Source organism: Exiguobacterium sp. s35 (genome assembly GCF_018617535.1).
GTDB lineage: Bacteria > Bacillota > Bacilli > Exiguobacteriales > Exiguobacteriaceae > Exiguobacterium > Exiguobacterium aestuarii.
In genome coordinates this window covers 1,574,013-1,592,972 of the sequence record NZ_JACSKI010000001.1, presented here as the reverse complement: position 1 = coordinate 1,592,972, position 18,960 = coordinate 1,574,013, and the positions used below count along the sequence as shown (strand labels likewise).

General features: G+C 49.4%; 19 protein-coding genes. 14 read left to right on the top strand and 5 right to left on the bottom strand.

The window, feature by feature from the left end; all coding sequences use genetic code 11:
• Positions 1 to 109 precede the first annotated feature (109 nt).
• Positions 110 to 1,921, bottom strand: a complete 1,812-nt coding sequence (locus tag KNO75_RS08150; protein WP_214820940.1) for a C40 family peptidase — start codon at positions 1,919 to 1,921, stop codon at positions 110 to 112.
• Positions 1,922 to 2,200: 279 nt separating this feature from the next.
• Here KNO75_RS08150 and KNO75_RS08145 point away from each other — a divergent pair, with 279 nt between their 5' ends.
• Positions 2,201 to 4,048 (top strand): sensor domain-containing phosphodiesterase, encoded by a 1,848-nt coding sequence (locus KNO75_RS08145; protein ID WP_214820938.1) that lies wholly within the window; start codon positions 2,201 to 2,203, stop codon positions 4,046 to 4,048.
• A 15-nt stretch (positions 4,049 to 4,063) separates the two neighbouring features.
• Here the strand turns inward: KNO75_RS08145 and KNO75_RS08140 are convergent, their stop codons facing one another.
• On the bottom strand, positions 4,064 to 5,437 hold the full coding sequence (locus KNO75_RS08140; RefSeq protein WP_353047556.1) for a sensor histidine kinase: 1,374 nt from the start codon (positions 5,435 to 5,437) through the stop codon (positions 4,064 to 4,066).
• 12 nt (positions 5,438 to 5,449) lie between these two features.
• Positions 5,450 to 6,139 (bottom strand): response regulator transcription factor, encoded by a 690-nt coding sequence (locus KNO75_RS08135; protein ID WP_214793353.1) that lies wholly within the window; start codon positions 6,137 to 6,139, stop codon positions 5,450 to 5,452.
• Positions 6,140 to 6,246: 107 nt separating this feature from the next.
• Here KNO75_RS08135 and KNO75_RS08130 point away from each other — a divergent pair, with 107 nt between their 5' ends.
• From KNO75_RS08130 to KNO75_RS08120, 3 genes are read left to right on the top strand one after another with little or no spacing between them, the layout of a single operon-like run.
• The gene (locus tag KNO75_RS08130; RefSeq protein ID WP_214820934.1) at positions 6,247 to 7,008 is read left to right on the top strand and encodes an ABC transporter ATP-binding protein; all 762 of its coding nucleotides are present in this window, start codon (positions 6,247 to 6,249) and stop codon (positions 7,006 to 7,008) included.
• A complete protein-coding gene (locus tag KNO75_RS08125) occupies positions 6,995 to 8,827 on the top strand; it encodes an ABC transporter permease (protein WP_214820932.1) in 1,833 nt (610 codons plus the stop codon). The genes KNO75_RS08130 and KNO75_RS08125 overlap by 14 nt, the downstream gene beginning before the upstream one ends.
• 13 nt (positions 8,828 to 8,840) lie before the next feature.
• The gene (locus KNO75_RS08120; RefSeq protein ID WP_214820931.1) at positions 8,841 to 9,182 is read left to right on the top strand and encodes a YxeA family protein; all 342 of its coding nucleotides are present in this window, start codon (positions 8,841 to 8,843) and stop codon (positions 9,180 to 9,182) included.
• Positions 9,183 to 9,233: 51 nt separating this feature from the next.
• Here KNO75_RS08120 and KNO75_RS08115 read toward each other — a convergent pair whose 3' ends face one another.
• Complete coding sequence (locus tag KNO75_RS08115; RefSeq protein WP_214793365.1) at positions 9,234 to 9,677, bottom strand: MerR family transcriptional regulator; 444 nt, start codon at positions 9,675 to 9,677, stop codon at positions 9,234 to 9,236.
• 318 nt (positions 9,678 to 9,995) lie between these two features.
• On the opposite strand from KNO75_RS08115, the gene KNO75_RS08110 reads away from it, so the two are divergent.
• From KNO75_RS08110 to KNO75_RS08075, 8 genes are all read left to right on the top strand, one after another.
• Positions 9,996 to 10,205 (top strand): hypothetical protein, encoded by a 210-nt coding sequence (locus tag KNO75_RS08110; RefSeq protein ID WP_214793368.1) that lies wholly within the window; start codon positions 9,996 to 9,998, stop codon positions 10,203 to 10,205.
• A gap of 68 nt (positions 10,206 to 10,273) precedes the next feature.
• On the top strand, positions 10,274 to 10,414 hold the full coding sequence (locus tag KNO75_RS08105; protein ID WP_214694127.1) for a YvrJ family protein: 141 nt from the start codon (positions 10,274 to 10,276) through the stop codon (positions 10,412 to 10,414).
• A gap of 27 nt (positions 10,415 to 10,441) precedes the next feature.
• A complete protein-coding gene (locus KNO75_RS08100; RefSeq protein ID WP_214793371.1) occupies positions 10,442 to 10,654 on the top strand; it encodes a hypothetical protein in 213 nt (70 codons plus the stop codon).
• A 26-nt stretch (positions 10,655 to 10,680) separates the two neighbouring features.
• On the top strand, positions 10,681 to 10,893 hold the full coding sequence (locus KNO75_RS08095) for a DUF2922 family protein (protein ID WP_214786581.1): 213 nt from the start codon (positions 10,681 to 10,683) through the stop codon (positions 10,891 to 10,893).
• 125 nt (positions 10,894 to 11,018) lie between these two features.
• Positions 11,019 to 12,863: a methyl-accepting chemotaxis protein gene (locus KNO75_RS08090; protein WP_214820930.1), complete on the top strand. Its 1,845-nt coding sequence runs from the start codon at positions 11,019 to 11,021 to the stop codon at positions 12,861 to 12,863.
• A 189-nt stretch (positions 12,864 to 13,052) separates the two neighbouring features.
• Positions 13,053 to 14,759, top strand: coding sequence for a methyl-accepting chemotaxis protein (locus tag KNO75_RS08085; protein WP_353047935.1), 1,707 nt, complete (start codon positions 13,053 to 13,055; stop codon positions 14,757 to 14,759).
• A 181-nt stretch (positions 14,760 to 14,940) separates the two neighbouring features.
• Positions 14,941 to 16,650, top strand: coding sequence for a methyl-accepting chemotaxis protein (locus KNO75_RS08080; RefSeq protein WP_251126072.1), 1,710 nt, complete (start codon positions 14,941 to 14,943; stop codon positions 16,648 to 16,650).
• Positions 16,651 to 16,766: 116 nt separating this feature from the next.
• Positions 16,767 to 17,516: an SDR family NAD(P)-dependent oxidoreductase gene (locus tag KNO75_RS08075; RefSeq protein WP_214744286.1), complete on the top strand. Its 750-nt coding sequence runs from the start codon at positions 16,767 to 16,769 to the stop codon at positions 17,514 to 17,516.
• Between the two features lie 36 nt (positions 17,517 to 17,552).
• Here the strand turns inward: KNO75_RS08075 and KNO75_RS08070 are convergent, their stop codons facing one another.
• Positions 17,553 to 18,428, bottom strand: coding sequence for a tetratricopeptide repeat protein (locus KNO75_RS08070; RefSeq protein WP_214820929.1), 876 nt, complete (start codon positions 18,426 to 18,428; stop codon positions 17,553 to 17,555).
• 118 nt (positions 18,429 to 18,546) lie between these two features.
• On the opposite strand from KNO75_RS08070, the gene KNO75_RS08065 reads away from it, so the two are divergent.
• Complete coding sequence (locus tag KNO75_RS08065; protein WP_214820928.1) at positions 18,547 to 18,771, top strand: YobA family protein; 225 nt, start codon at positions 18,547 to 18,549, stop codon at positions 18,769 to 18,771.
• A 19-nt stretch (positions 18,772 to 18,790) separates the two neighbouring features.
• Positions 18,791 to 18,955 carry a hypothetical protein gene (locus KNO75_RS08060; RefSeq protein WP_214694121.1) on the top strand — a complete coding sequence of 55 codons (165 nt, stop codon included), beginning with the start codon at positions 18,791 to 18,793 and terminating at the stop codon, positions 18,953 to 18,955.
• Positions 18,956 to 18,960 lie beyond the last annotated feature (5 nt).

The window sequence follows — 18,960 nt, the reverse complement described above, 5'->3', positions numbered from 1 at the left end:
GCACCTCCTTTTTTCCTTCATCATACTTCCGAATTCGGGTCACGAGATGAAATTCCTGCAAAACGAAAGGAAAACCCGACTTTCGTCGGGTTTTATAGCGTGACAAAAGTCACGGTCGTTTATAACCGATCAAGCGTGATTGCCAATACGGTTCTTTACTGATTTGGTTGTAGCCTAAGCCGAACGAGCCGGCATGAATGAATGTATCGGAATCGATCATGATGCCCATATGTGAAGGTCCAGCGGTATACGTGTTCTCAAAGAAGACGAGGTCACCAGCTTGTGGGACGAACGATGTTGGCAACTGTGGTCCGAAGTAAGCACCACCCCAATAATTGGCTACGTTTGTACGTGGGATGCTGACACCCGATTGGTTGAATACATAATAGATGAGACCTGAACAATCGAAGCCACCATTTGCCGGACTAGAAGAAGCCCATACATATGGAGTGCCGACATATTGCTTGGCCACCTGAATCGTTGAAAGTCGTGTCGCCTGCGCGTTCTGACCTTTGATTTCGGTGACGGCAGATTTGGCGACGAACCCTGACGCAAGCTTGTAGTGGGTAGTTGTCTCTCCGATCACGTTCAACAATTCCCCACGGAGTGTAGAACCGACCGTGCTGCTCGATTCGTTCGCCTGTGCCCGAATCGCCGTCGGGTAATACGTGTAGTATGAATTCGCATCATACGAACCTTCCACCCATGTCGGTCCTTCTGTTCCAGTCGAGCCTTTTGAGACGGTTTTGACATAAGCTGAAGCGACAAAACCGACTGTGTTGCCATAGTAGATTTGAAGCCAGCCATTTGACGCTTGAACGACACGTAATGTCTGTCCGGCCTTCACACTCCCGATGATTGTCGCATTCGTCGAAGCGTTCGAGCGTACGTTCAAGGACGGCGTGTTGACGACGTAATCGACTTCCGCATTCCCTGCGCCACCGTCACCTTCGTTCGGAGCCGGATTGCTTGGCGTGGTCGTCGTCTGTTTCAAATACCCGGAACTGACATACCCGGATTTCCCGTTATACGTGACGTAGTACCAGTCGCCTGACTGTTTCGTCGCCTGTACGACCGTACCGTTTGGGATATTCGTGACGAGTGCATAGCCGATCCCGGCCCCTTGGCGTACGTTCAAGTTCGCCGTTGTCACAAACTGCTGATTCACCGTATTTTCCGCAGGGGTACTTGGGCTTGGGGTAGTCGTGACAGGTGTAGACGGTGTCGCTGATCCTGATGTCTTTAAATATGTATGAGCGACATACCCTGTTCGTGATCCATATTTGACTTGTGACCAAGAGCCTTCCCGTTTTAGTACGGTGACAGCTTTCCCTTTTGGAATCGTCAATAAGATATTGGCTTTCGTCGACTTAGAGGCACGAAGGTTCAAATTGACGGTCGTCTTCGCAGTAGTCGCACTCGGTTTTACGCTAGGCGGTGTCGTCGGTGCGGGTGTTGTGGGAGTCGAGGTTGAAGTCTTTTTCAAATACCCGTTGTGCACCCAACCCGTTTGTCCACCGTAGCTCACTTTCGTCCACGTGCCATTCGTTTGGATTGGCGTGACTACTTTTCCTTTTGGAATCGTTAATAAAATCCGATGGGACGTCCCCGCACCTGAGCGCAAATTCAATGCATCGGTTGTTGCCATGCGCGTCGTACTCGACGTCGAGAGCGACGAACCACCTGTCGATCCAGAACCGGATACTTGAAGCGTTTGACCGACTCGGATGGAATCAGACGTCAATCCGTTCAACGATTTTAAAGCCGAAACGGAAAGGTCGTAGGATCGGCTAATGGACCACAACGTATCACCGGAACGCACCGTATGTGTGCTTGCGGCGGCTGCTTCATCCGCATGAGCCAATACGCTGACCGCTGCGAGAGCCGCGAATGAATAGGTGAGACCTGACTTTGGATTCATAGCGTCACTTCCTTTCAAAAATGAGAGCGAAACATTCAACAAGTGAAACAATACAAGTTCATTGTACGGTGAGATGAAATAAGCAAGCAATGGGACAAATGGTCAATTCGGGTCACTTTCTTAAAAAGGAGGTCAATAATTTAGAAGTGGGAATAACTACCTATTTTGTTGATTCAAAAAAGTAGGAAGCATTGACTTTCTGTTGAATTTTGGAAAACGTGGTACGAAAGATTTCATGCTATTATAATGTCAAATCAAGAATGGTGAGGTAGCAGACTGATGGTCGAGAAGAACTTTTCAAACCAAACATATCGTAAACATCAAGAGAAACTGTTCGAGCTCGTACGCATGCCAATCGTGACGGAAGACACGGTACAAGAGGCAACCCGATATATGTGTGAGATTGTCGCCGATATGTTGGCGGTCGATACGGTGTCGATTTGGCATTTTGAGTCATCGCATCAATCCATTTCATGCCAAGTCGCCTATTCTCAAGAATCCGGGACGCATTATCCTCAATTAACAATTTACCGTAACATCGCCCCAGCCTATTTTGATGCACTTCAAAAAGACCGGGTGCTCGCGATTGAAGATGTTCGGAATCATCCGACGGTGAAGGAATTATACACCGATTATTTCGTGGGAGGGCAGCGCATCCAATCGATGCTTGATGCCCCGATCTATGCGAACAATCGCGCCAAAGGTGTGATTTGTTGTGAGTCGTTTTCCACAAGGGAATGGACCTATCTAGAAGAGTTGATTGTCAGTACACTGACAGACTTTATCTCGATTCTCTACTTCCGACTCGACCGACAGGCGGTCGATACACACATTCGTCGTCTAGCTTACATCGATGAATTGACGGGTCTCTTAAAAGATACCGGCTTTATCGAGAAGATGGATGAAGAACGCCAGCGTCAGCCACATCAACTGGGCGCTTTAGTCTATTTGAAGGTCGATGACTTTCGGTCGATCGAAGATGCGATTGGCATTGAGAAATCAGATGAAATCGTCCGAGAAGTCGCCAATCGCCTGCGTCGTTATGTCGACGAGTCGAAATTGAGTCGCATGTCGCAGTCAGGATTTGCGATTTGGTTACCGTATGGGGATCGGATCAAACTGAATGCCGTCGCGGATGAGTTATGTGAAGTGCTCGTACGTGATCCGTTTCTTGTCGATGAGTTAGAAGTCATCTTGACGATGAGCGCGTTTATCGCTGTCGAGCAAAAGGACATCACGACGCTCGAAATGGTTCATCGGGCACGGATTGCCGCAAGTGAACGAGCGTTTCAACGGGCCACCATCGTTTTTTATGAAGAAGAAATGGGGGAGAAAGCGGCGAACCGGTTGATTTTGGAGATGAATTTACGGAGTGGTCTCGCTGGAAATGAGTTCATGTTGTATTATCAACCGAAAATCGATGCGATGACCGGAGCGTTGAGAGGGTTTGAAGGCTTGATGCGCTGGAACCATCCCGAACGTGGTCTCGTGCCACCGCTCGACTTCATCCCGCTCGCCGAATCGACCGGTGTCATCATTGACTTAGAAGAGTGGGTGTTCGTGACGGCATGTCGTCAGCTCAAACGGTGGCATGACCAAGGAGACAGGTATTCACTTGCCCTTAACTTATCAGCCCGTCACTTCTTGTCTGAAGGAGTCGTCGAGAAGTTCGCTCAAATCGCCCGGGAAGAGGGCGTCTGTACGAGCTATTTGACGCTCGAGATCACGGAGAGTGTCGGAATGGAAAATCAGCAACATGTTATCGACCGTTTCGTCGCGTTCCGTGAAGAAGGATTTTCGATTTCAATCGATGACTTCGGGACTGGATTCTCGGCGTTCGTCTACTTGAAACATTATCCGATTCATGAGATTAAAATTGATCGCCAGTTCATCCAAGTGACCGAGAACGACCCGACCGGAAACGTCATCGTCGAGTCGATTGTCGACCTCGCACGAGGGTTGAATTTAAAGACCGTCTGTGAGGGAATCGAGACGATTGAACAATGGCATGCGTTACGTGAACTCGGCTGTGACGAGATGCAAGGATATTACTTCTCTAAACCGTTGCCGCTCGAGGAACTCGAATCGTGGATTGATCATTATACGACACAGCAAAGGGACGCCTGAGTGCGTCCCTTTTTGCTATGGTGTGAAGATGATTCGGATGGTCGTCCCTTGTCCTTGACTACTTTCTACCTCGACCTTCCCACCATGTGCTTCGATGATATCCCGTGAAATCGCCATTCCAAGACCACTCCCACGAGCATCATCCGTGTTCGTTCCACGATAATAGCGTTCGAATATATACGGCAATTCGGATTCGGCGATCCCGTTCCCATCATCCTGGATGGTCACGACGTCTTTATCGACCCGAACCGTCACGATGACCGATTCATCATTATGAAGGAGGGCGTTATATAGGAAGTTGAGCAGGGCGCGTTTCATAAAGTGACGATCGAGTGATACGGTCGCCGCCTCTGTTGCTTCGAATTCGATGTGGCGATCGCTGAACCGTGGGTCGTTCAACACGTCAATGATGACTTCTCGAACGAATGGCTCGAGGCGTGTCTCTTCTAAAGTAAGCGGGAAGTCGCCGTGCTGCAGTCGCATCGTCAAGTTGAAATCGTCGAGCAATTCTTTCATATACTTTGCTTGGCGCTCGATCACATGTACATATTGGTTACGATCCGCTTCGTTCAGCGAATCGTCATCCAACAACTCGGCGTATCCTTGGATCGAGGCGAGCGGTGTCTTCAAATCATGGGACACGTTACTCATCCATTCTTTCCGTCGATTATCGAGTTCTTCGCGTTGTCGTTCGTACGTCGTGAGTGTCTCGGAGACCGCATTCAAGTCATGGAAGACAGGACGATAGATGCCGACACGCTTCGGTTCAGATTGAGAGAAATCTCGTCTCTTCAATTGTTGGATTCGCTCCGTCAATCGATAGACAGGGCGGGTCAATCTAGAACTGAACAAGAGACCAATCAATGCGGCAACGAGCAAATCGACGACAAGAATCCATAGAAACGCCTTCGACATATAGGAAAGGACCGCCTGTTCATCTAACATGAAGAGCACCCGGCGTTCACTCGCCTCTGGCACACCGATTAGATAACTGTAGGATTCATATTCTCCAATGAAATAGAGCCGAAGCTCGTCATCCATATATTTATAGATTTGAATCAGTTCAATCGGCGAATAGGCATCCGGTAGTCCGCTCGGTGCATCGACTTCACTCACGACCCGGCCCGTTTCATCTAAAAAGCGGATGAACGCCCCATACTGCTCGAGCGCCTCCTGACCTGCTGTTGAGACGACGGGTTCTCCATCTTCAAGTAATAAGTACGTGCTGAAGTTACGGGTAAAGGTTTCCCCAGAGTTGCTCTCCACATCGTCGAGTCCTGTTCGGTCATTGATGAGAAGTCCAAATAGGATGGCGATGTTCAGAAAGACGACAATGGCGACAATCAATACAATCGACAATAAATAGCGACCGGTCAGTTTCCATTTCATCATAAGCGCTCCTTATACCGTCAACCGGTAACCGAGACCTTTGACCGTCTTGATATAGGTCGGGGCAGAAGGATTCGGCTCGATTTTTTCTCGTAAACGCCGGATATGCACCATGACCGTGTTATCCGAACCGAAGAATGATTCGCCCCATACTTGGGTGAATAATGTCTCTTTGCTGAGAATCCGATTCGGATTTCGTAAAAAGCAGGCGAGAAGACCGACCTCCTTCGCCGTCAATTCTAATCGTTCCCCGTTCACATATACTTCCGTCTCATCTTCATTCATTTGGAATGGTCCGACAGTTGTCGTCTCGGGCATCGGTGCTTCCATCATCGATACCCGACGAAGTTGCGCTTTGACGCGGAAGGCGACTTCTTTTGGACTGAACGGCTTCGTGATGTAATCATCCCCGCCAATAGCGAGCCCGAGCAATTTATCGACCTCTTCCGATTTGGCAGATAGGAAGAGAATGGGGATATTCGAGTGCGCTCGCATCTGTTGGCAGAGTTGATAGCCTTCTCCGTCCGGTAGCATGACGTCCAAAATGGCCAAATGTGGGTGGAACGTCTCGAACACGTCAAACCCTTCCTTCAACGTATGGGCAGTTCGAATCTCTTTAAATCCCTCTTTCTCAAGTGCACGTTGAATCAACGTACACAAGTCTTGTTCATCATCCACGATGAGAATCCGTGGTTGTTCCATCGTCATCACCTCTCTCATAAGGATATCATGTAAGGATTTTGTAAGGTACGCGTGAGTTGAAGTTAAGACAGGGGGCGTAATGTAAGGGACAGAAAGAGGTGCTGAACATGGAAACATTATTACAAGTGAAATCGATTCAAAAGACATATGGAAAAGGAAATACAACGTTTCGGGCGCTCGATGACGTCTCGTTCACAATCGAACACGGTGAATTCGTCGGAATCATGGGACCATCCGGGGCCGGGAAGTCGACGTTACTGAACGTCCTCGCGACGATCGATACGCCAACGTCCGGTGAGATTTTAGTCGAGGGGGACGACATCGCGTCGATGGATGAGGAGGCGCTCGCCGATTTTCGTCGCGACCATCTCGGCTTCATCTTCCAGGACTATAACTTGCTCGACTCGTTGACGGTACGGGAAAACATGTTGCTCCCGCTCGCCGTCTCGAAGACACCGGTCCATGAGACACGTGAGAAAGTCGAACGGTTGGCGAAGCGGTTTGGGCTTGAAGGAATTCTTAACCAATATCCGTATCAAATCTCAGGAGGGCAGAAACAACGGACAGCTGTTTGTCGTGCCTTGATTTCGGACCCGAAACTCATCTTCGCCGATGAACCGACCGGCGCGCTCGACTCGAAGTCAGCAACGGACTTGTTGGAGACGCTCGCACGGTTGAACGAGGCCGAGACGACGATCATGATGGTGACGCATGACGCCTTCGCGGCAAGCTTCTGTCGCCGCGTCCTCTATATACAGGACGGACGTTTGAATAAAGAACTCATTCGGGGCAACGCCTCGCGGGATGCATTCTATCAATCGATCCTCGAGGAACTGGCGAAAGGCGGTGCGGTCGATGACGCTATTTGAACTTGCGAAGAAGAACGTCGCGCGTAATTTATCGCGATATGCGCTCTACGTCGGGACGACCATTTTCTCGATTGTCATTTATTTCACGTTCGCTACGCTCAAACATAGTCATGAGATTAGCGCGCTCGCGGAGACATCGAAAAAGATTAGCGGACTGATGAGTACGTCGACGTTCATTCTGATGCTGTTCGTTGCGCTCTTCATCGCCTATTCGAACGCCTTCTTTTTGAGAGGGCGTAAGCGGGAGGTCGGGCTCTACTCGCTACTCGGGGTACGAAAGAAACAAATCGGCCTGCTGCTCTTGTTTGAGAACATCGTCATCGGAGCGGTGTCCTTGGTCGTCGGGATCATCTTGGGGCTATTCGGGTCGAATGCGCTGTTACAGCTGTTGCTGCGTTTGATGGACAGTAACTTAGACATCGGCTTCGCCTTTTCGGGGTCGGCATTCATCGAGACGTTCCTCGTCTTTCTCGTGATCTTCCTTTTTACTTCATTTCAAGGGTACCGGGTCATTTATCGCTTTAAGTTGATTGACTTGTTCCATGCGGACAAGAGCGGAGAAGGTGTCCCAACGGCGAAAGGCTGGGTCGCTTTCGTAGGCGTCCTGACGATTGGTGTGGCGTATTGGCTCGCACTCCAGGATTTGATGACGTCCTCCCTTTGGAGAACGCTCGGCCTCGCGATGCCGCTTCTCATCATCGGATTGAGCGTCATCGGTTCGGCGCTCCTCTTCCATAGTGTGTTGATTTTTGCGCTGACGTGGCTGAAAAAGAATGAGCGTTGGTCGTGGAAGCGTCTCAACCTGTTGACGACATCGCAACTCCTTTATCGCATCCGCGGGAACGCCAAGACGCTCACGTTGATTAGTATCATCAGTGCGACGGCGATCACAGCGGGTGGTGCCATCTTCAGTGTGTATTATTATGCGGAAGAGAATGTGTCCTCGTATACACCGTATACGTACGCCTGGAAAGGTGAGGCGGTCGAGGTGGAGGGTGCTACATTTGAATCAAGCGTTGAACAGAAGACGATTCGAATGGAAGCAGAATATGGGGAGCGCGAACTCGGGGTCATCGATGCATCGACGTATCGTCATCTTCTCAAAGGTCTCGGTCAGGGAGAACCAGAACCGTTCCCACAGGACGAGGTGCTATCGGTCGATCCGTTCTATGACGAGCGTTATTCCGAAGAAATCGAATCGGTCGAGCTTTCAGGTGATACGTTTGATGTTTCGACCCGGGTCGAAGCATCTCCACTCAACGTCATGACGTTTGGCGGAACGTTCCTTGTCGTCGCAGACGATGTGTTCAAGACGATGCCCGAGCCGAGCGAGACGTATCACGTCGCACTCACGGAATCATTCAAAGATCAGCGCGATCAGTCTGACCGTCTATCAGAACTTGGGCTCGATTCATTCTCGAGTGCACCGGACGTATACGAAGAGACGATGGCGATGAACGGGGCACTCCTCTTCGTCGGAACATTCCTCGGTCTCGTCTTCCTTGTCGCGACAGGCAGCGTCATCTACTTCAAGACGATGACGGAAGCGGAGGATGACCGGGCGAAGTATGCGATTTTACAGAAAATCGGGATATCTGATCGAGACGTGCGACGTACAGTCCGTCAACAGATTGTCGTCGTCTTTCTTGCGCCGTTCGCACTTGGGATTTTGCACGCGACGGTCGCACTCATTGCCTTTTCAAACTTGTTGAATATGAATTTCACGGTGCCTGTTCTCGTGTGGATGGGCGTCTATACCGCAATCTATGCGGTTTATTACGGAGTAACGGTTCGTCGTTTTATGACGGCGATTCGATAAGGAGCGAAAACATATGAAGAAATGGATTGGAATAGCAGTTCTTGGCATTCTGCTCGCCGCAGGTTTACTGCAAGTGGATTGGAATCGATTTGGGAAAGACACCTTGTTTGTGGAAGTTCAAGAGGCGAGCGATGTGGAAGAGACGACGCTTGAAAATGGTGAGGTGATGAAACGATACGTGTACACGCAAACCGCATTCACGTCAGACGGTGAGTCGAAGCAAGTCACGTTTACCGCAGGAAAAGAACTTCAAGAAGGCGCGTACTTGCGCTTATACGTCAAAGACGGGGACACCGTCACATCGTATGACGAGGTGTCCCGTGAGAACATCCCGCGCCAAGTCATTCAAAAATAACCTAAAAAAACCATTCGTCATGAGCATCATGGCGGATGGTTTTTTGCCTGCTCAGACGACAGGAGCTTCGTAAGTGTTCAGTTCGAGTTGTAATATGTACGTCAATTCAAGATGCGCCAATTCCGAGAAGTTTGTCTTTTTGACATGTGTCCGTGGACGCAATCCGCATTCTAATGCGATGTCGACAATGGTACGAATCTGATTTTCCGTATAGAATCGCTTCCGGCCGAACGTGAATGGGGTAGGTGGCAACACGCCATCTGTCTCCCATTTGATCAACTGTTGTTGGCTGCGCGGAATGCCGGCCACACTGAAGGCGCGGCTCAATTCTTTGAGCGGATAGACAATCAAGTGTTGCTCTTTATACGAGATTGGTTTTCCTTGTTCCGGTCGGTATGTATCCCATTCGGTGGCTGAAAACGTCAGGTCGGCCTGGTCGAAGTCGTGTTGAGCGGAAGGAATAGAAGTAGTACGTGCGAGGTCTAAGCTGTTCATATGATGGATCTCCTTCTTCAAGACTGACTGGTCATTTCAAAATGTCTTCTTACGTATCGTACCCCATTTACAAGATTTTAACTTACAGTTTTTTCAAAGTGGGGAAATGATTCATGGGACTTTTGTCGTAATTTTGAACGATGTCTGTCGAACATTAAGATACCCTAATTGGTATCAAAACTCAAGTATCGCAGTAAAAATCTGAAAAATGATTAAAAATTCAGACAATCCGGGACTTTTGTCGTTAAGTTGCTCTAAAAAATAGATTGAGCACATTCATCCGACGAACGGTTAATAAGGGCGAAGGAGGTGAGACAGATGGCAACTTACGAAGAAGCGGCGACGATGTTTTATTTAGACACACGCCGACTCGTGGATGGGAAAGAGAAGAAACAGCTCGTCCGATACGGACCGCTCGGCAGTCAGATGGATGAGACGTTGATGCGGCAGTTCGGAGATTTACTGGCGGCACTCATCGATGTCGAATCCGTCAATTACGTTGTAGCCCAAGAATTCATCGTGTATTAACACGGAGGACTTATGCAGAACCTCACTCGTATCGGCACCGACATTCGGCAGGATGAGCGGGTGGTCATATGAGTTGGCCCGAACTCATCTCGAATCTCGGGTTCCCAATCGTCGTTTCGCTCTATTTGCTTCATCGAATTGAGACGAAGCTCGATCGGATGATCCAGCTCCTCGAGCGAATGGATGATTCGACCTTATCAGAAACCTAATCCCCCATTGAAAGGAGCCATCCCCCTATGGCTGTCTTAACGGAAAAGAAAGCAACACTCGTCTTGACGACACACCACGATCTTGAAACGGCAAAACCAACGAAAAAAGTACAACGGTTCGGTCCAGTCCGTGCCGATCTCACAGCCGACGTCGTGAACACGTTCGGTCGTCTCTTAATCGATTTAGTGATTCAAGAAGACGCAGACCTCGGTATCATCCGCGAATACGATTTAGTCTAACCCATACCCTAAGGAGGAAATAAACCATGACTGACACAAAACTTGAAATCTCATTTTTAGATGCATTCCATAAAGTCGTTCGCTTCCGTTTGAACAACGTGAAACAACCAGTCGACGCTCAAAAAATCGAAGCATTGGCTGACTTCATGGTCGCCAACGACCCACTTGCGAAAAACGTGATGGAATGGACGGAAATCAAAATGATCGAAGGTACACAGACCGTATTGAGTGCGAAATAATTGAACGGAAGGTGACTCTTGCATTTCGGAGTCACCTTTTTTAAGTTTGGTCAATCCCCTTCACTATTTTCAGAAAATTGTCGATAGTATAGGAAACACTGCATGATTGAGAGGGGAATACATAGATGGCATGGAAATCAATCTGGTCTAAGACACTTAGTCGGATCAAACGAAAACCGACATGGACGTGGAAACCGACACTCAAACGAAAACGTAGAGAGAAGCGTGAACGCACGACATCTTTCGGGGCGAATGTCGGCAAGAACATGACGATTCGTCAAAAATTGTGGGGACTAATCATCATATCACTCGTCATGGTCGTTGGTGTCGGCGGATACGCACTATTGTCAATGAGTGATGCGAATCGCCAAGCGGACGATATCGTCAACAACTGGAATAAGGGGCTTGATTATGCCCACGAACTCAATACGCTCGCAGCGAACTATCGAACGCTCGAACTCGATCACATCGTAACGGAAGATGCGGCGCAAAAAGAAGAACTGATGGCGCAGATGAAAGAGATTCGAGATGAAATCAATACGATTGCACCGAAGTACGCAAAAACGGCGACAGGTGAGACGGATAAAGAACTTTTCGAAAACTTCTCGCGTCAATGGGAGATGTATCAACGTGTCTCGGACAACATGTTGACGTTCAGCTCGACAGGAAATACAGGCATGGCACGTTCGTACTATGATGCCCAGTCACAAGCAACGTATGATAACTTCACACAAAAATTAGCGAATCTTGTCGACTATAACTCAGAAGGTTCGCAACGCGTCGGGCAAGACATGGAGCGTGAATTCATGCAGTCGCTCATGGCGCTCGTGGCTGTGACGGTCGGTGCCGTGGCAATCCTTTTATTCCTCGGACTCAGTTTGCTACGCTCGATTATCCGACCGATGCGTACGCTTCAGACTCGCTTCGATGAACTCGCGACACAAGGCGGCGATTTGACGATGACGATTCCGGTGACGTCGAACGATGAAATCGCACAAGTGAGTCGCTCGTTCAATACGTTCCTCGGTACGCTCCGTGAGATCATGATTGATGTCGATGAGACGGCGAAAGTCGTCCTGTCATCTTCAAAAGAGGTTTCTGCAGAGGTAACACGTCTTAGTCACTATATGGAAGAGACATCTGGAACGGTCGAAGAATTGACGGCCGGCATGGAAGAAACGGCAGCATCTTCGCAAGAGATGAGCGCCTCGACGACCGAGATGGGTAGCTCGATTGATTCAATCGTCGACCTATCTAATGACAGCGCCGAAACGGCGACGCGTGTCGAGACGCGAGCTCACGAGATGCGTGAACAGGCTGTCGTCTCGAAGACGGAGGCCGTGACGATTATTGAGAAGAAACAAGTTGAACTCGCAGAAGCGATCAAGGGAGCACAGTCTGTCGAAGAGATTCGTGTCTTGACGACGGCCATTCTCGCCATCGCCGATCAGACGAACTTGCTCGCGTTGAACGCATCAATCGAAGCGGCACGAGCGGGCGAAGCCGGTCGCGGATTCGCGGTCGTCGCTTCTGAGATTCGCAAACTTGCAGAAAACTCACGTCAGACGGTGAACGAGATTCGTGACGTATCGAACACGGTCATCGATTCGGTCGAACGCCTCAACACGAGCTCGGCTGATATGTTGACGTTCTTGAATACGAAAGTCATGGCCGACTACGATCGTCTCGAAGAGTCCGCGACACAATATGAACAGGACGCAACGGTGTTCGGGGAGACAGCGAAGACGTTTGAAGGGAATGCGCTTCAACTCCGACATATGACGGACAATATTCTTGGTGTCATCCAAGAAGTGGCGACGACCGTGACAGAAGGTGCGGACGGAACGCAGTCGATTTCGGAGAAAGTTCAACTTTCCGTCGAACGCTTCAATGATGTCCAGACGAAGATGAGTGAAACGGAAAAACGCGCGACCGAACTATCGAATCGAGTCGCTCAATTCAAACTATAAACAGTGATTGGAACCAGGCATACGTCTGGTTCTTTTTTATGTTTATTTGAAAAAATCGAAAGATAGGTCAATGCGTTCATGAATTTCAAATTGTTGGTACAAATTAGGCTGTCATGTCCGATATAAAAAAGGCAGTACACAAACAAAGAGAGAAAAAGAGGTGGAAGAGGAGAAGACTCCTCGTAAGTCGTGAAAACAGTATTTAAGAAGTGGACGTTGTCCAAAAAAATTATGGGAAGTATCGGATTGCTCCTTATTTTGACGTTCGTCGGGATGGGATACAATCTATGGACGCTTGAACGCATGACGAGTCAGTATGAACAGATGATCTCAAACGATGTCATGAAAATGAAAGCAGCAGATGACTTGGCGCTCGGAATGGTTCGTCAAGCATATGGGGTCCGCGGGTATGTTTTGGTGCAGGATGATGAACGCAAACAACAAATCATCCAAGGCGGAGAAGAAAAGAAGGCAGCTATCGAATCATTGATTGGACTGGCTGACAATGAATCCGAACGAAACGAGTATGAAGCATTACTTGAATATGCGACGGGGTACGATGCGCTCGCGACACAGGCGATCACGGCCATCGATCAAAATGATCAAGAGGCGATCGACCGCTTGACGCTCCGTCTCATGCCAGACGTCACGAAGTCGATTTCGTCGACAGGGGAGGCGCTTCAAGCCGAGACCGAGAAGGACATGTTGGGGATGCAAACCGAACTTAAACAGGCGGGCGAGCGTGCATTCTTGTATTCAGTCGTCATCGCCATCGTGAGCGTTGTATTGATGCTCGGGGCAGGATATGCCATCAGTCGGATGGTGACGGCACCGTTACGCTTTTTAGCGAAAGAAGTGGACGTGGTCGCGGAAGGTGATTTGACACGCGCCGACCTTGAAGCACTCACGCAAGATGAAATCGGACAATTGATGACAGGCTTCAACCGGATGAAAGGGAACTTGCGCGAACTCATTGACCGCGTCACACAAAACGCACAAGAAATTACAGCTCAATCCGAAGAACTGTATGCGAGTACAGAAGAGATGGCGTCGCAAACTGAAGAGACGACACGTCTCATCGACCGCGTTGTGGAAGAGACGGTCGCACAAGCGAAAGAAGCGAGTGGCTCGGCCCGCGCCGTAGCAGCTGCCGACGAAGGAATCGGTCAAATCGCAGGCTCGATCGTCTCGATTGATGATGATGTGTCCCAAAGTTTGAAGCTCGCCGAAGAAGGTGGATCGACGATGACTCAGGCAAAAGACGAAGTACGTGCACTTGAGCGGGAGACACGTCTCACTGGTGAGTCGATTTCGGCCTTGAAACAACAGTCTGACGAGATCGCTCTCATCACAGAGGTCATCCAATCCATCACCGACCAGACGAACTTGTTAGCGTTGAACGCGGCGATCGAAGCCGCACGTGCCGGAGAGCAAGGAAAAGGCTTTGCCGTGGTCGCAGAAGAAGTGCGTAAACTCGCGGAGCAATCGAAGCAGTCGGCGACACAAATCGCCGGGCTCATCGAGTCAATTCAAGCCCAGTCGAATGCCGTTCTCGACCAACACGTCGTCAGTGCGAAACGAGTCGAGACGAATTCACAGTTACTCGAACAAGCGACGCGTGCGTTTGAACAGATTGTCCGTCAACTCGAGACGTCGGTCGATAACACGTCACACATCCGAATCGCGTCAAACGAGATTGCAGAGACGACGAAGCAAGTCGCCACATCTTCTCTTCAAATGTCACGAGACAGTGAAGAGATGGCTGTAACGATGAGGTCGGTCGGAGAGACGGCTGATTCACAACTCGCGATGATTCAAGAACTGAACGGCGTCGCCGAGTCGCTCGGGAATATGACGAGCGACTTACAGACGTTGGTTGGAAGATTCACTACTTAAGCAAATGGGGGTCACGGAAAACAAACCGGGACCCTTTTTGTGAACGTTATATGAAAACCCTTACATGTTTTATAGGGAATTTCTTCTTGTTGGTACAAGTTTGGTGTGTGCAACCGATATATCCATTGTATTAATCCTTTTATCTAACAGAATCGAGGTGAAATGAGGAGAAATCCTTGCTATGTTTATGAAAAAATTGAAGCAATTATCATTGACCAAAAAATTGTTTGGGGGCATCATTGCCATTCTTCTCGTCATCGCATGTGGGATGGGCTATGCCATCTTCAACATGGAACGTCTGACGAGTGAGTATGAACATGTGATCAAACAAGATGTGACGAAGATGTTGGCGGCAGACAAACTTTCTCGTGAAATGATGCGTCAAGCGTATGGGGCACGTGGCTATGTCATGTCACCTCAACCGGATCGACTAGACCAAATCGAACAGGGAAAAGTAGGCAAGAAGGAGGCCATCATTGAACTTCTTTCGCTTGCGGAAACGCAGGAAGAAATCGACGAAATGAATACGTTGTTGTCTTATGCGATTGGTTATGATGACTTGACCGTCCAACTCGTCGATGCCGTCGATGCAAACGAAACGGAGACGATTGAGCGTCTGATGATAAAGATCATGCCAGACATGACGGCTGCGATTACGACAAAAGGTGAATCGATTCAGGAGAAGGCGGAACAGACGATGCAACAGAGCCAACTTGAGCTTACCAAGCTAAGTGAGCGATCGAATTATTATATGATTGGGATCTCGCTGTTGACGTTCCTCTTAGCTCTCTTGGCTGGAGTCATCTTGCAGAGAATCGTCACACGTCCATTACGTGAATTATCATATGAGGTCGGTATTGTCGCAAACGGTGATTTAACACGCGAAAATTCGAAAGCGCTTTCGAATGATGAAATTGGCCAATTAATTACCGGTTTCAACCAGATGAAGTCGAATTTGCGTGAGTTGATTGATGAAGTGAGTCGGAATGCACAAGACATTACGGCTCAATCGGAAGAATTGTATGCAAGTACCGAAGAGATGTCTTCTCAAACAGAAGAAACGACGAGACGAATCGACCAAGTCGTTCAACAGACGATTCAACAAGCGCGACAGGCGACGCAAAGCGGACGTGAAGTGGCGGCGGCGAACCTTGGTGTGGAGCGGATTGCCACTTCGATTGGTACCATCAACGATGACGTGGAAAAGAGTCTCGAGCTGGCGGAACGAGGAGAACAGTCAATCCGACAAGCAAAAGACGAAGTACTCGCATTAGAAAAAGAGACCGTAGCGACGGGAGAATCCATCACCGTTTTAAAACAGCAATCGGACGAAATTGCCTTGATCACAGAAGTCATTCAATCGATCACGGACCAGACGAACTTGTTGGCATTGAATGCGGCCATCGAAGCGGCACGAGCGGGCGAGCATGGAAAGGGGTTTGCGGTGGTCGCGGAAGAGGTGCGTAAACTCGCCGAGCAATCGAAACAGTCCGCTATGAAAATCGCTGGGTTAATCGAATCGATTCAAGTGCAATCGAATGCTGTCTTAGACCGACATGCGTCAAGCGCGAAGCGGGTAGAAACAAACACGATTTTGTTAGAAGAAGCGACGTCATCCTTCCGACAAATTGTCACCCAACTCCAAACATCTGCGGAGAACGCAGCACACATCCGTGTCGCGTCAAATGAAATCACTGAGACGACGCGACAAGTTGCCACAACGACTGCATCGATGGCATCTGGAAGTGAACAGACGGCGAATACGATGCGTGAAGTCGGAGAGACGGCTGACGTACAACTCGCCATGATTCAAGAACTGAATGGCGTTGCGGAAACACTTGGCAGTATGACCGGTGATTTACAGACGTTGATTGGAAGATTCACAACATGATATGTGGGGAGCCCTGTCTCTTTGAAGTCAGGGCTTTTTCATTCACATTGAGACGATTCATGAAGAAGAAAGTAGGGAAATGAGAACAGGGTAAACGATAAAAAGGAGTGGATCACATGAAGTATACCGTCATTACAGGAGCTAGTTCGGGAATCGGTTATGAGACGGCGAAGCTACTCGCCGAAAAAGGAAAGTCACTCGTCCTCGTCGCGAGACGAAAGGATGAGCTCGAATCGTTACGTGACGAGATCAAATCAATCTCATCAGATAGTGATGTCATCATCAAATCGACGGACCTTTCGTACAGCGAGAACGTATACGGTCTGTATGAATCTCTCGCCGACCTCGATATCGAGACGTGGATCAACAATGCCGGGTTCGGTGATGCAGACCTCATCAAAGATGTCGATTTAGGCAAGATTGAGAATATGATTCGCCTGAATATTGAGGCGCTCACCGTACTATCAAGTCTATACGTCCGTGACTACCACGATGTCGAAGGGGCACAACTGTTGAACGTATCGTCCGTCGGGGGATATCGCATCGTGCCGAACTCGGTCACGTATTGTGCGACGAAGTTTTACGTGAGTGCCTATACGGAAGGTCTCGCACAGGAATTAATGAATAGCGGCGCGAAGCTTCGGGCGAAAGTGCTCGCACCGGCAGCGACCGAGACGAGCTTCGCCGACCGGGCACGAGATACGGAAGGATTCGATTATAGCGAGAACGTGGCGAAGTATCATACGGCACGCGAGATGGCTGAATTCTTATATGATTTGCTTGAAGGGGACGAAGTCGTCGGGATTGTCGACCCAGAGGACTATTCCTTCAGCCTACGCGGCCCGATTAAACCGTACGCGGGGTAACCTAAAAAATCACGCCTAGCTTAGGCGTGATTTTTTTTATGGCATCGGGACGGTGTAGCCACCGGTGAAGCGGTGCGTCAGGCGACGTGTCCAGTAACGCATCCGAAGACGCAGTACATAAAACTGTGACGTATTCGGGAGGATGACGTTATTGACGTAATCTGCGAACATGTGCCGGAACGCACGGTCTTCACTGCGATCGTAGGTCGCGCTCCACATTCCGTGATTTTCAACTTCGAGAAGCATCCAAATCATCTCTTCCGTGAGCGGGTCCTCATCTTCGAGTCCGGCTGAAAGGGAAGCGAATCGTTGACTGCAGACGGCAGCATATAAGGAATGGGCGTGTGGGTTGTGCGGATTGTGCGTTAAATAGCCACTTGCGGTCTTCATCAGTTCATCGACCATCTCGATCGGGATGTCATCGTATACTTGGAAAAACTCGAGAAGCATCGGTACGGTGTCCGGGCCGAGTCCGGCGAGACGGACATAATGCATGACGTGAAGGCCGGCCTCTCCGTAGAACTTCCGCTCGAAATAGTGGATGGCGATGGCACGGTGCATGAGCGGGACGTCGGGATAGCGTTCGACACCTCGCAGGAAGTGTTGCTCCGCCTCGAACGTGAAGCCCGTATCTTCGCTAACGATGCCGTTCAGCATATGCAGGATGAAATGGTCACCGAGCTCGCTTGCTCGATCGAGCCATTCCTTTGCTTGTGCGGTATTCCCTTCACGGATATATGGGTAGGCACGCATCGCTGGGAAGAATGGATCTTCTGGAAATGTGGTTTCGCCACGAGTTGCAAGCTCCGTGATTGCTTCTTTGTTATACTCGTCTGTCAATTCTCCGAGGAGCATCATTTCGAGGAACGTGCGTTGGAATTCTGGGGTGTGTAAATCGATGGTGTGTGTCATATAGACTCCTCCTCACGAGTATCGTTGTGGCTTCATTATACTTGTTCTTGAAACAAGGGAGTAGCATCTTTTGTAAAAACGGGAAATAGAAAGTGAGGCTTGAAAAGGAGGGGAGGACATGGCGACGTTCACGGGTTATATCGCAGAAGTGCTGGAAGGGAAAATTCGAGTCGCTCCATCACGAGAGGCAGAGCCGTTCGACGGCATCGTGTTTCATTTAGAGGAACAGTTTCCTGAAGAAACACCACTTCTTGTCGGTCAATATGTAAAAGTCGAGCACGATGAACAAATGACGCGTTCCTTGCCGCCGCAGACGACGGCGCATCGCATCGATGTGTTATGATGAGGACGAGGTGAACCTTATGGGACAACGTAACTTTTTATGGCTCGGGGCCGTGATTGGCTTCAGCGCACTCGTCGTCTGGTTACTGCAAGACGCACTTCCGTTTTGGGCGCTATCGATCCTTTTACTCGGACTCGGGGCAGTACTCGGTAATCTGCAACGACGATTCACGCAAGACAAATGACAAGC

Coding starts and splice junctions, on each gene's coding strand:
- KNO75_RS08080 (WP_251126072.1), top strand. CDS start 14,941: ATGTTTATGAAAAAATTGAAGCAATTATCATTGACCAAAAAATTGTTT.
- KNO75_RS08070 (WP_214820929.1), bottom strand. CDS start 18,428: ATGACACACACCATCGATTTACACACCCCAGAATTCCAACGCACGTTC.
- KNO75_RS08125 (WP_214820932.1), top strand. CDS start 6,995: ATGACGCTATTTGAACTTGCGAAGAAGAACGTCGCGCGTAATTTATCG.
- KNO75_RS08090 (WP_214820930.1), top strand. CDS start 11,019: ATGGCATGGAAATCAATCTGGTCTAAGACACTTAGTCGGATCAAACGA.
- KNO75_RS08115 (WP_214793365.1), bottom strand. CDS start 9,677: ATGAACAGCTTAGACCTCGCACGTACTACTTCTATTCCTTCCGCTCAA.
- KNO75_RS08150 (WP_214820940.1), bottom strand. CDS start 1,921: ATGAATCCAAAGTCAGGTCTCACCTATTCATTCGCGGCTCTCGCAGCG.
- KNO75_RS08075 (WP_214744286.1), top strand. CDS start 16,767: ATGAAGTATACCGTCATTACAGGAGCTAGTTCGGGAATCGGTTATGAG.
- KNO75_RS08110 (WP_214793368.1), top strand. CDS start 9,996: ATGGCAACTTACGAAGAAGCGGCGACGATGTTTTATTTAGACACACGC.
- KNO75_RS08060 (WP_214694121.1), top strand. CDS start 18,791: ATGGGACAACGTAACTTTTTATGGCTCGGGGCCGTGATTGGCTTCAGC.
- KNO75_RS08145 (WP_214820938.1), top strand. CDS start 2,201: ATGGTCGAGAAGAACTTTTCAAACCAAACATATCGTAAACATCAAGAG.
- KNO75_RS08120 (WP_214820931.1), top strand. CDS start 8,841: ATGAAGAAATGGATTGGAATAGCAGTTCTTGGCATTCTGCTCGCCGCA.
- KNO75_RS08065 (WP_214820928.1), top strand. CDS start 18,547: ATGGCGACGTTCACGGGTTATATCGCAGAAGTGCTGGAAGGGAAAATT.
- KNO75_RS08105 (WP_214694127.1), top strand. CDS start 10,274: ATGAGTTGGCCCGAACTCATCTCGAATCTCGGGTTCCCAATCGTCGTT.
- KNO75_RS08130 (WP_214820934.1), top strand. CDS start 6,247: ATGGAAACATTATTACAAGTGAAATCGATTCAAAAGACATATGGAAAA.
- KNO75_RS08100 (WP_214793371.1), top strand. CDS start 10,442: ATGGCTGTCTTAACGGAAAAGAAAGCAACACTCGTCTTGACGACACAC.
- KNO75_RS08135 (WP_214793353.1), bottom strand. CDS start 6,139: ATGGAACAACCACGGATTCTCATCGTGGATGATGAACAAGACTTGTGT.
- KNO75_RS08140 (WP_353047556.1), bottom strand. CDS start 5,437: ATGAAATGGAAACTGACCGGTCGCTATTTATTGTCGATTGTATTGATT.
- KNO75_RS08095 (WP_214786581.1), top strand. CDS start 10,681: ATGACTGACACAAAACTTGAAATCTCATTTTTAGATGCATTCCATAAA.